The organism is Thiomicrospira pelophila DSM 1534, assembly GCF_000711195.1.
GTDB lineage: Bacteria > Pseudomonadota > Gammaproteobacteria > Thiomicrospirales > Thiomicrospiraceae > Thiomicrospira > Thiomicrospira pelophila.
The window spans coordinates 580,360-592,488 of sequence record NZ_JOMR01000001.1; the positions used below are offsets into that span (position 1 = coordinate 580,360).

The 12,129-nt window shown below is 46.8% G+C and carries 8 protein-coding genes and 1 other RNA gene; 8 read left to right on the forward strand and 1 reads right to left on the reverse strand.

The window, feature by feature from the left end:
* The first annotated feature begins 47 nt into the window (after positions 1–47).
* From malQ to recR, 8 genes are all read left to right on the forward strand, one after another.
* Positions 48–1,409, forward strand: a complete 1,362-nt coding sequence (gene malQ / locus N746_RS0102785; RefSeq protein WP_038125853.1) for a 4-alpha-glucanotransferase — start codon at positions 48–50, stop codon at positions 1,407–1,409.
* Complete coding sequence (gene glgB, locus N746_RS0102790; protein WP_029933841.1) at positions 1,406–3,577, forward strand: 1,4-alpha-glucan branching protein GlgB; 2,172 nt, start codon at positions 1,406–1,408, stop codon at positions 3,575–3,577. Before malQ ends, glgB begins: the two co-directional genes overlap by 4 nt.
* Positions 3,578–3,659: 82 nt before the next feature.
* Positions 3,660–5,132 carry a glycogen synthase GlgA gene (gene glgA, locus N746_RS0102795; protein WP_029933842.1) on the forward strand — a complete coding sequence of 491 codons (1,473 nt, stop codon included), beginning with the start codon at positions 3,660–3,662 and terminating at the stop codon, positions 5,130–5,132.
* Positions 5,133–7,631 carry a glycogen/starch/alpha-glucan phosphorylase gene (locus N746_RS0102800; protein ID WP_029933843.1) on the forward strand — a complete coding sequence of 833 codons (2,499 nt, stop codon included), beginning with the start codon at positions 5,133–5,135 and terminating at the stop codon, positions 7,629–7,631.
* A gap of 89 nt (positions 7,632–7,720) precedes the next feature.
* Positions 7,721–7,817: signal recognition particle sRNA small type (gene ffs / locus N746_RS10765), an RNA gene on the forward strand.
* Positions 7,818–7,891: 74 nt separating this feature from the next.
* Positions 7,892–9,934 (forward strand): DNA polymerase III subunit gamma/tau, encoded by a 2,043-nt coding sequence (gene dnaX, locus N746_RS0102805; protein WP_029933844.1) that lies wholly within the window; start codon positions 7,892–7,894, stop codon positions 9,932–9,934.
* Positions 9,935–9,983: 49 nt separating this feature from the next.
* Positions 9,984–10,313 carry a YbaB/EbfC family nucleoid-associated protein gene (locus tag N746_RS0102810; protein ID WP_029933845.1) on the forward strand — a complete coding sequence of 110 codons (330 nt, stop codon included), beginning with the start codon at positions 9,984–9,986 and terminating at the stop codon, positions 10,311–10,313.
* A 20-nt stretch (positions 10,314–10,333) separates the two neighbouring features.
* Positions 10,334–10,930, forward strand: a complete 597-nt coding sequence (recR, locus tag N746_RS0102815) for a recombination mediator RecR (protein ID WP_029933846.1) — start codon at positions 10,334–10,336, stop codon at positions 10,928–10,930.
* Here recR and N746_RS0102820 read toward each other — a convergent pair.
* Positions 10,905–12,104 (reverse strand): cation:proton antiporter, encoded by a 1,200-nt coding sequence (locus tag N746_RS0102820; protein WP_029933847.1) that lies wholly within the window; start codon positions 12,102–12,104, stop codon positions 10,905–10,907. The two genes, recR and N746_RS0102820, sit on opposite strands and share 26 nt — an antisense overlap.
* Positions 12,105–12,129 lie beyond the last annotated feature (25 nt).

Here is a 12,129-nt window from a genome sequence, read left to right on the forward strand (position 1 = left end):
TGGGTAATTCGATGTTACGCAAATGTAATGAATAGAAGAGAGCACTTATGACAAGAACTGTCGGAGTATTATTGCATCCCACCTCCTTGCCTAGTGGGGTACTCGACTACCAGGCCTGGTTGTTTTTGGAGTGGATGCAAAAAGCCGGTTTATCTATTTGGCAAGTGCTGCCTTTAACCGCGCCGCATGATGATGGTTCGCCATATCAAGCGCTATCGGCTTTTGCATTAAATCCTAAGCTTTTGCCTAAAAACTGGCAAAAACAAGTCGATAATAAAGCGTTTGAAGCCTATCTTAAAACCCCGCCTCACTGGCTGGAAAACTATGCTTTGTTTATGTTGTTGCGAGAAGAGTTTAACCACCAGGCCTGGTCGGCCTGGCCGGAAGCTTATCGGTTTCGAGATCCACAAGCATTAAGTCAGTTTGCAGGCCAGCATGTTGACGCGATGCGTAAGATCAAAAAACAGCAGTTTTATCTCGACTATTTATGGCAAAAATTGAAATGCGATGCGAATGATAAAGGCATAGAAATGTTTGGTGATATGCCCATTTTTGTGGCTTACGATAGTGTGGACGTTTGGGCGAATCCAGGCCAATTTAAATTAGATGAAAATCTGCAACCCTATGTGGTTACCGGCGTACCTCCCGATTATTTCTCGCAAACCGGTCAGCGTTGGGGTAATCCACATTACAACTGGCCGGCGATGCAACAAGATGGCTTCAGTTGGTGGCGACAGCGGATTGAACACGCGTTGAGCCAATTTGATCTATTAAGAATTGACCATTTTCGTGGCTTGGAGTCCAGCTGGGAAATTGATGCAAACGAACCGACGGCCATCAATGGCAACTGGGTAAAAGCGCCGGGTGAGGCTTTATTAGCTTTTTTACAGCGAGAATTTAATCCTTTGCCGCTAGTAGCGGAAGATTTAGGTATTATCACACCCGAAGTGGTGGCCTTAAAACAGCGTTTCGGTTTGCCGGGTATGTCGGTATTGCAGTTTGGGTTTAGCGGTTTGCCGGATAATCCGCATGCGCCGGATAGTCTGGTTGCGCATTCGGTGGTTTATACTGGCACACATGATAATGACACCAGTTTGGGTTGGTTTAAAAGCCTGGACCCTGGCGCGCAAAACTGGGTGTTATCCCAACTGCCAGTTCAGGTCGGTGATATGCCTTGGCCATTAATGGTGGCAGCGATGCAATCTGTTGCCGAGCGCGTGGTGGTGCCGATGCAAGATTGGTTGGGATTGGACTCAGAGTATCGTATGAATGTTCCCGGCACTACTGAAAAAAACTGGGGTTGGCAGTTTGATTGGGATGAGATTCCTGACGGCCTCGAAAAACGCATCTATCAATGGGTTAAAAAAACTCAACGTTTAAATGAAACCCAAAGAGCCTTAAAACAATGAACTCAATTTCTGCATTAATAGGTCGACTAGAGCAAGGTCGTTTGCACGATCCTTTTCAACTTTTAGGTCGTCATAAAGATGGCTCAAGTTGGGTCGTACGAAGCTGGTTACCGACCGCTACTCAGGTCACGCTGGCTGGCCAATATTCAATGCAAGCCCTAACCGAGAGCGGTTTGTTTGAAGTTCGCCTAAGCGAATCTGAATACCAAAGTTTAGCTTTGCACTATCAGCTTGAATGGTGTGAAGCGGATGATCGAACGCATACTTTAGTCTGCCCCTATAGCTTTACGCCGCAGTTAGGTGAGCTGGATTTACACTTATTTGCCGAAGGCCGCCATTGGCAAATTTACGAACACATGGGCGCGCACCCTAAAAGTGTCGATGGCATTCAAGGGGTTCAGTTTGCTGTGTGGGCACCGTCTGCAGAACGTGTATCGGTGGTAGGGGACTTTAATGCATGGCACGGTTTGCGTCATCCCATGCGTTCACGAGGAGATTCTGGTGTTTGGGAGTTATTTGTCCCAGGATTAATGCCTGGAGATCATTATAAGTTTGAAATTCGCAATGCCACCAGCGGCGCGGTGGTTACCAAGGCTGATCCTTACGCGCGTGCCATGCAAATGCGCCCCGATACCGCTTGTTATATTGATCAACCTAGCCATCAGTGGAAAGACCAGGCCTGGTTGGAAAAGCGCGCTGGTTTTGATTGGGCGCATCAACCTATCAATGTATACGAAGTGCATTTGGGGTCTTGGCAGCGAGACGACGCCGGCGGGTTTTTAAACTATCGAGACTTGGCGTATCGCCTGGTCGATTATGTAAACTGGATGGGCTATACCCATATCGAGCTCTTGCCGATTACTGAACATCCTTATGACGCGTCTTGGGGTTATCAAACCACGGGCTATTATGCCCCCACGAGTCGGTTTGGCTCACCGGACGACTTTCGGTTTTTTGTTGATCATTGTCACCAAAATGGCATCGGTGTGTTTTTGGATTGGGTGCCAGCGCACTTCCCTAAAGACAGCTTTGCACTGGCGCGCTTTGATGGCACGGCTTTATATGAACACGAAGATCCCCGCCTGGGCGAGCATGCCGACTGGGGAACATATATTTTTAATTTTGGTCGTAATGAAGTCCGAAACTTTCTAATCGCCAACGCTTTATTTTGGCTTAAAGAATTTCATTTAGATGGGTTACGAGTCGATGCGGTGGCTTCGATGTTGTATTTGGACTATTCGCGCGAACCGGGTGAATGGCTACCTAACATACATGGCGGTCGCGAGAATTTAGACGCGATGGCATTTATCCAGCAGCTTAATGCCGAAGTCCACGCCCGAAATCCAGGTGCTTTAATGATGGCCGAAGAGTCAACTTCTTGGCCGATGGTGTCGCGCCCAACCTGGATGGGTGGGCTAGGCTTTTCGATGAAGTGGAATATGGGGTGGATGAACGATACGCTGGACTACTTTCAAAGAGATCCAATTTATCGCCCCTATCATCATAACCAGCTAACCTTTAGTCAGGTTTATGCTTATACCGAAAACTTTGTGTTGCCGCTTTCGCATGATGAAGTGGTGCATCTGAAAGGTTCAATGGCCGCCAAAATGCCAGGCGATGATTGGCAGAAAATGGCGAATTTACGTTTGTTATTAGGTTATCAAATATTGCATCCGGGTAAAAAACTGTTGTTTATGGGGTCGGAGTTTGGACCTTGGACAGAATGGTCAGAAGCAGAGGCCTTGCCTTGGCATTTATGCGATTTCCCAAACCACCGTGGTGTCCAGTTAATGGTGAGAGATTTAAATCATTTATATCGAAACCATGCCGCCTTGCATCAGTATGATTTCGAAGCTCAAGGTTTTGAATGGATTGATTGCGACAATAATGAACATTCGATTTTGAGCTTTGAGCGTCGTTCAGATCAACAGTGTTTGGTTTGTGTGTTTAATTTTTCGCCGGTGCCGCGTGAGGCTTACCGAATTGGTTTGCCACAGGCGGGGTCTTATCAGGAGATCGCCAACTCTGATTCAGCGACCTACGGTGGCAGCAACATGGGCAACCAAGGTTGGGTTGAAGCCAGTTCCAATCCTTGGATGAATCGACCCGCTTCGGCTGAGCTGGTTTTGCCTCCATTGGGCTTTATCGTGTTAAAACACCAGCCTTAACTCCAGGTTTGATAACGAATCCAACAAGTACCAGGCCTGGTGCTTGTTGAAAGCATTTAATTAGGTAGAGAATTCACAGAGTATGAAGTTAGTTTTTGCCACTTCCGAAGCCCATCCTTTAATCAAAACCGGTGGTTTGGCCGATGTGTCCGGTGGTTTAACAAGTGCATTGGTCGAACTTGGTCATCAAGTGAAACTGGTGTTGCCAGCCTATCAAGCGGTGTTGGATAAGGTGAATAAGGTCAGTGTGTTATCGCAGTTTGAATTAGACGGGGTCGGTAAACGTTTAAAGGTGCGTTTGTTAAGTGCCAAGGTGGCCGAACTAAAAGCGAATGTTATTTTGGTTGATATTCCAGAACTGTTTAATCGTCCGGGTAATCCTTATATGGCGGCCGACGCTAAAGATTGGTGGGACAACGGTGAACGGTTTGGTGTGTTTTCAAAAGCGGTGGTCGAAATCGCGATGGACCGGGTCGGCTTAAACTGGAAAGCCGATGTGGTTCACGCAAATGATTGGCAAACTGGATTGATCCCAGCTCTGTTAACCCTCGAAAAATCAAAGCCTCGCAGCCTGTTTACGATTCATAATATGGCCTATGCGGGTTACTTTCCCAAAAGCTTATTTGAAGGTTTAAAACTACCGTGGAAATGGTGGACGATAGAGGGCATGGAGTTTTACGATCAAATGTCAATGTTAAAGGCCGGTATTCAAATGGCTGATTGGGTGACGACGGTGAGTCCATCTTACGCCAAAGAAATCTGTTACCCAGAGTATGCTTATGGCTTTGAAGGTGTGTTAAATCAGCGCCAAAAACAGGGGCGTTTAGTCGGCATCATTAATGGCATTGACGACCAAGAATGGAACCCGGCTACTGATCGTTATATTTCATATAACTACTCAGCTGAAAAAGGTCGTATTGCCAGCAAAAAACGCAATAAAGAGCTGCTGCTTACCTTATTAGGCGACAGCGATCCGCAAGCGCACCTCACAATCCCGTTAATTGGTTTTGTAGGGCGCTTGGTCGAACAAAAAGGGATCGACTTAATTTTACAAGCCTTGCCTGATATTTTAGAAACTGAATCGGTGCAATTTGTATTTGTTGGTTCGGGATCAGAGTATTATGAAAAGCAATTAATGCGTTTGGCTGGCCGTTACCCAGGTCGTGTGTTTGTGCATATTGGCTATTCAGAAACCCTCGCCCACCAAGTTGAAGCGGGTGCGGATATGTTTTTGATGCCTTCACGTTTTGAGCCTTGCGGTTTAAATCAAATGTACAGTTTAGCTTACGGTACGCCACCCATTGTGCACCATACAGGCGGCTTAATTGATACGGTGGTGAACACGACTAAACAAACCTTAGCGGACAAAACCGCGACCGGCTTTATGTTTTATGATCCAAATCCACACGCATTACGCGCCACGATTTTACAAGCACTGAACTTATACAAAAAGCCGCGTAGTTGGCAGCAAATACAAAAAACGGGGATGCAGCGGGCGTTTAGTTGGAAAAAAAGCGCTCAGAACTATATCAAATTGTACGCTAAGGAGATTTAGATGAGCACCCAAGATCAAACCAGTTTGGACGTAATAAACCACCGGGTTAGCAAACGTTTAACGAATGATAAAGCGGGTTTAGAAACCGACTTTTTACATTATTTACAAAATAACCTAGGCCGTGAATTGACCTCCGAGGTTGACTATAAACTCAAAGCTTTGGCTTATACCGTTCGTGATCGTTTAATGGGCAATTGGAAGCAAACCTGGTTAAGTTACCGCGAAAACACCAATAAACGCGCCTATTATTTATCAATGGAGTTTTTGATTGGTCGATCGTTGGTTAATAACATGCTTAATTTAGGCATCGAAAATCAAGCCACTGAGGCTTTGCGAGAGTTAGGCTTATCCATCGAAGAAATCGAAGAAGCTGAAATTGATGCCGGTTTAGGTAACGGCGGTTTGGGGCGTTTGGCCGCCTGTTTTATGGACAGTTGCGCCACTTTACAATTGCCGGTTATGGGTTATGGGCTACGTTATGAATATGGCATGTTTCGTCAGCGCATTCAAAATGGCTTTCAGGTTGAAGAGCCCGATCATTGGTTAGGGTTTGGCTATTATCCTTGGGAAGTGCAGCGTCGAGAATATACGCGCAGAGTTAAATTTGGGGGTTATTGCCGACCTTATACCGATCCGCATACCGGGCATTTGATCGTGCACTGGGAAAACGATGAAGAGGTGTTAGCGGTGCCGTTTGATGTGCCGATTCCTGGTTACAAAAATCACACAGTCAACACCCTGCGTTTATGGGATGCGGCTGCGGATGAAGCCTTTAAGTTATCTGAATTTAATGCCGGTTCCTACTTTGAAGCGGTCGCGGCCAAAAATGAAGCTGAAAATATTACGATGGTGTTGTATCCCAACGATTCGAGTGAAAACGGTAAAGAGTTGCGTCTGCGCCAGCAATACTTTTTGGTGTCAGCGAGCCTGCAGGATGTGGTTGAGCAGTGGGTCAAACATCATAATGCCGATTTCACACGTTTTGCCGAGTCGAATGTTTTCCAACTCAACGACACTCATCCTAGCTTAGCCGTCGCCGAATTAATGCGGATTCTGGTCGACGAACAACATCTAGGCTGGGATGAAGCCTGGCATATTGTCACTCATACTATGGCTTACACCAATCACACGCTGTTGCCAGAAGCGCTCGAAAAATGGTCCGGCGATTTGATGCGCAAATTACTCCCTCGTCCACTCGACATAATAGAAGAAATTAACCATCGCTTCTTAGCCCAAGTGGCGCAAAAGTGGCCGGGTGATATGGAGCGTCAGCGCCGTTTGTCTATTTTTGACGAGCACGGCATGGTGCGTATGGCCTACTTGGCGATAGTGGGGAGTTTTTCGGTAAATGGCGTGGCGGCATTGCATTCGCAATTATTAAAGGACGGCTTGTTTAACGACTTCTATCAGCTCTGGCCGGAACGTTTTAATAATAAAACCAACGGTGTGACGCAACGTCGTTGGATGGCCGGTTGCAACCCAGGCTTGCGTGATTTATTAAATACCAACATTGGTGAGGATTGGGTGACGGATTTAAGCCAACTCAGCCAATTAGAAACTTATTTACAGGATTCTGATTTCCGCCAAAAATGGGCGCAAGTGAAGTTGCAGAACAAACAGCGTTTGGCAGACTTAATCAAAAAAGATACCGGCTTAACGGTTAATCCAACATCAATGTTTGATGTGCAGGTCAAACGCATACACGAATACAAACGTCAGCTGTTAAATGCGTTGCACGTAGTGCATTTATACGCGCGTATTAAACGTGGCGCCACCCAAAATATGACGCCGCGTGTGGTGGTTTTTGGTGGCAAAGCGGCGCCGGGTTATCACATGGCGAAGGCGATTATTAAGCTCATTAATAATGTGGCCCAGGTGGTCAATAATGATCCGGGCGTCGGTGATTTACTCAAAGTGGTGTTTATTCCAAACTACCGAGTGTCGGCGATGGAGGTGATTTGTCCAGGAACGGATTTATCCGAACAGATTTCCACCGCGGGTAAAGAAGCCTCAGGCACGGGTAATATGAAATTTATGATGAATGGGGCGGTGACAATCGGCACTTTAGATGGTGCCAATGTCGAAATCAGAGAAGCGGTGGGTGACGAGCATTTCTTCTTGTTTGGCTTGCAAACCGAACAAGTTCAGGACTTGATTGGACGTTATCAGCCGCAATCTTATATTGATAACGATGTCGATTTACAAGCCGTATTGAATCTACTGGAGGTTGGTCATTTTAACCAATTTGAGCCGGGTATTTTTGATGACATTTTAGCCTCAATTAAAAGTCCGCAAGATGAATGGATGACCTTGGCCGATTTCCGCAGTTATGTAGAGGTACAAGAGCAAGTTGCACAAGCCTATCAAGATGCTGAGCGTTGGGTCACGATGAGTATTATGAATTCGGCGCGCAGTGGCATGTTTTCAACTGATCGAACCATGAGTGAATACAATCGGGATATTTGGCACTTAAAGCCGATTCAGGTGCAAACAGATTGATTGTCACTGTTTTTCAGTTGGCTTTCTGATACAATAAGCCCACTTTTTAGCTGGTCCTGCTGGTTAAAAAGTTTTCAATATGGTGACGCTATTCGTCCCCTCGCGACGCTAAGTTGGGAACTCCGCCAGGTCCGGAAGGAAGCAACGGTACCTTCTGATGCGTGCGCCGAGGTAAGGCGGGTAGCGTTGCCTCCATAATTTCCTCCCGCCCAAGTTTAAAGCACGTTAAAATAGTCCAAATTCTGATTCTGGATGCCTTCATGAGTTATACCGTATTAGCACGTAAGTGGCGCCCAAAAAACTTTAGTGAACTGGTGGGTCAAACCCACGTAATGCAGGCGTTAGCGAACGCGCTAGACCAGCAGCGTTTGCATCATGCTTATCTGTTCACCGGAACACGTGGGGTGGGTAAAACCACGATTGCGCGTATCTTTGCGAAAGCCCTCAATTGCGAGCAAGGCATTTCTTCGACACCTTGCGGTCAATGTTCGGTATGTCAATCGATTGACGAAGGGCGTTTTGTCGATCTGATTGAAGTCGATGCCGCATCGCGTACTAAGGTCGAAGATACGCGTGAGATTCTGGATAACGTGCAATACGCGCCTACCCAAGGTCGTTATAAAGTTTATTTGGTTGACGAAGTTCACATGCTCTCCAAAAGTAGTTTTAACGCTTTGTTAAAAACCTTGGAAGAACCACCGGAACATGTTAAGTTCTTGCTTGCGACTACCGACCCGCATAAGTTACCTATTACGGTTTTATCGCGTTGTTTACAGTTTAACTTGTTACGGTTAACCAGTACTCAAATTCAAAATCATCTCGCCCAAATCCTGCAACAAGAGCAGATCAGTTTTGAGCCGACGGCATTGGCACTAATTGCAAAAAGTGCGGATGGTTCAGCGCGTGATTCATTGAGTCTGCTCGATCAGGCGATTGCCTATTGTGGCGCTCAAATCCAGTTTGAAGCAGTGCGCTCGATGTTAGGCTTGGTTGATCAAGGCGTGGTGCAGGCCATTTTACAAGCACTAAGCGATGATTCGGCGGAGCAGGTTAAACAAATATTGCAAACCCTGGCGAGTTTGGGGGTGGATTATGTGGCCTTACTTAATCAGTTGTTAGAAGTCCTGCATCAAACCGCCCAGACCCAAATTTTGGGTGAAGCGCTTGAAGACGGCCTTTTGCCAACCGACATCCTAGCGGGTTTTGCCCAAAGCTTAAGCCCAGAAAAAGTACAACTCTTATATCAAATCGGTTTGATGGCACGTCAAGACATGAAGCTTGCGCCGGATGTGAGAATCGGCTTTGAAATGACCTTGTTACGGATGCTAGCCTTTGATCCGAGTGGACCGCGTTCGCCTTCATCAGACGGCCAGCCAGGCTTGCAAAGCGCCACGTCTTCTACGGCCGCCAAGACAGCGCCAAGCTCAACCAGCGCACGCCAAAGCGTGGCCGAACTACTCAAGGCGGCGCAAGTAAACGAACCTCAACCAGCTTTTCAGACTCAAGAGCGGGTGACGCAAGCTAACGAAACGCTTAGCCCGAAGCCGCCTGAACCAAGCCCAGCTGAACCGGTAGCGGATTTAAGTTTATTTCCCGATCTGCATGCGCGCGTAAAAGCTCCGAGTGCGTCTAAGCCTAATAACGTTAATCCGCCGCTCGAAACATCTTCAGTAGCGGAGCCTGAAACCAATACACAAATACCTCAATCGATGAAGTTGGCATCCGATTTTGTGCCGCCAATTTCTGAAACATTCGAAGCGGCGCCGACGCAAATGCAGGCGCCCCAAGTCAACCAACAATCCGCTTGGGCACCAGCGGCTGAAAACTTCGCTGAATCCGCTTCAAACCCAGTGGCCCCTGTCACCGCCCCTGAATTGATGTCAACCATCAGGCCTGGTGGTTCGCAAACGGGGCCTCAGTCTGAGTCGGTTCAAGCTTGGATGGCGTTGATTGCACAGTTAGGTGTGGATGGCATGGCCTTGGAATTGGCCAGACATTGCGTATTAGTTGACGCTAACCCCCAGGCTTGGTGGTTAAGTGTGCACCCAGACGAGTTACACGCCAAAACGGATTTGGCAGTGACTCGTTTAAGAGAAGCGGCTCAACGTCAATTTGGTGAAGGTTTTCAGGTAAATTTTGTTGAGTTTTCAGGTGAATTTTACACGCCGAATCTTTATGATAAAGCTCAACAAACTCTGTCACAAGAACAGGCAACTCAATCGATTCATGCAGACGCAAACGTACAAATGTTGCAAACGCGTCTAGGTATGCAGGTGTTGGAAAAATCGATCCAACCCTTATGATGTTTGAAATAGTTAACACGATAATAATTTTTTAAATAAAGGAATGACTATGTTTGGTGGAAAAGCCGGTCTCGGTGGCTTGATGAAACAAGCACAAGAAATGCAAAAAAACATGGAAAAAGCACAAGCGGAAATCGCAGAAATGGAAGTCACCGGCGAAGCGGGTGGAGGATTAGTTAAAGTTACAATGACAGGTAAGCATGAACTGGTTAAAGTTGAGTTAGATGATAGCTTAATGGACGACAAAGAAATGCTGGAAGATTTAGTGGCGGCAGCAGTTAATAGTGCAGTGCGTCGAGTTGAAGACACCACCCAAGAAAGAATGGGCGGTTTAACTCAGGGTATGAATTTACCCGGTGGTATGAAGTTCCCTTTTTAAAATCGTTAAATTAGGCGACCATGTCCTCTCCACTGATTCAGCAATTAATTGATGCGTTTCGTATTTTGCCCGGCGTCGGTCCAAAGTCGGCACAACGTATGGCGTATTTTTTATTGGAGCGTCAACGTGACGGCGCCAATCGATTGGCTCATACAATCCAGCAAGCGTTGGAAAAAGTGGGTCATTGTGAAGAATGCCGCACCTTAAGCGAAACGGCGGTGTGCGGTATTTGTGCGTCTAATAAACGTGATAACGGACTGTTGTGTGTGGTCGAAACCCCGGCCGATGTATTATCAATTGAACAGGCGGGCATCTATCAGGGCAAGTATTTTGTGTTGATGGGACATTTGTCTCCGATTGATGGCATTGGCCCGCAACAATTAGGTTTGGATCGTTTACACGAACGTTTAAAACAGCCGGGCATTACCGAGTTAATTCTGGCGACGAATCCAACGGTTGAAGGTGAAGCGACCGCGCATTATATTTATCAGCTCGCACAGCAAGAAGGCGTTTCGGTGACACGACTGGCGCAAGGTTTGCCGATGGGTGGTGAGTTGGAATATATCGACAGTGCGACCTTGTCGTATGCGTTTAGTGGCCGTCGAGCGGTCGATTAATCTCTCTGGCACGTACCAAAATATGCCGGGTTAGAGGCGGGCCAATCAATTCAAATATAATTGTACAACCCAGAACCACCGCGAGAATAGTGTCTTTGTGCTCCGGGACTTGTTGAACCGCTAACAACGCCATACCAATTGGAATACCGGCGTGAGGTAACATTGCCAGTCCGAGTGATTTATAAGAGCTACCTTGGCAACCCGCCCATGTTGCGCCTAGGTAGGAGCCGGTGATACGTCCTAAAACTCGAAATACGATATAGCCTAGTCCAATCAATCCGGCAGCCCATAGGGCATCCAACTCAAGTGCAGAACCAGCTAATAGAAAGAATAAAATCAATAAAGGCCATTGTAATGCTTCAATTTCATCAAATGGTCGTTCAGGATGTTGGCGAGCTAAATTGGCAACTAATGTGCCCATCACCATCGCCGAAAGGATATAAGAAACACCTAACCATTCGGCTAAACCTGCGCATAATAAAACAAGCCCCAACACTTCCGCTTGTGTTGATTTACCAGGGTAAATGTACCGAGTTAAATAGGCCATGGGTAATCCAAGAAGGATGCCCAAGCCAACGGCACCACCAACTTCCCATAAACCATGCACTAAATTATTAACCGCTTCGCTGGTTCCCGCCCAAATTGTGGCTAACATTAACAGTAAACTAAAAACCAGCATGCCCCAGGCGTCATCAATTGCAACAATGCCTAATAGCATGTCGGTCACCGGGCCCTGCGCATTAAACTCTTTGGTAACATCAACGACTGGTGCGGGGGCGGTTGCGGGGGCAATGCCGGCTAATATCAGTGCGATTTCAACCGGTACACCCATCAACCATAAGCCGAAGAATACCAGCAATGCCGTCATAAACATTACGCTGAGAGAAATGCCGATAATGCCGCGACCCATGGTCTGAAGTTTGGTTTTTGTGAGGTTTTGGCCAAGCATAAAGCCAATCATTGCGAGTGCAACTTCCGATAATACCGGAAACCATTCTCGGGTAAACTCCGGTAACCAGTCAAGAACGGCCGGCCCCATTAAAAAGCCAGTCAAAATTAAAAGAGTGACTCTTGGAAGTGGGGTATGGCGGCCAAGCAGGTCTGCGATCAAACCAATGATAAACAGCCCACCAAATGTAATTAGAATTTCAGCAACGGATTCAGATTGAAACATAATTGACTATTTTTAGTTTCGTTTA